1 protein-coding gene is annotated in these 223 nt (G+C 61.0%); it reads right to left on the bottom strand.

The window, feature by feature from the left end; genetic code table 11:
- Window positions 1-223: hypothetical protein (locus tag A1830_RS23620; RefSeq protein ID WP_231877703.1), on the bottom strand; the 223-nt coding region annotated here is incomplete at both ends.

Genomic DNA, 223 nt, shown 5'->3' with positions numbered 1-223 from the left:
CGGGCATGACGGGACATCCCTGTCCCGGCATGCCCTTGTGCCAGCCTCCCTGCTGGCCCATCCGGGTCTTCCTCTCTGCGCTCAGCGCTGCGGATTGCCTGTCATCGGGCCCCACCCGCCGGCTTATTGCATTGTGCTGGCTGCGGTTAAGGGCGGTGTCGGACAGGCAATCCCAGGCAGGTTTGAATGCGTACAGGAAATATGCAATGACCAAAATAGTTGG

This window comes from Erwinia sp. ErVv1 (genome assembly GCF_900068895.1).
GTDB lineage: Bacteria > Pseudomonadota > Gammaproteobacteria > Enterobacterales > Enterobacteriaceae > Erwinia.
Note: the sequence above shows the minus strand (reverse complement) of the source record. Positions and strands in the feature narration are given on the sequence as shown.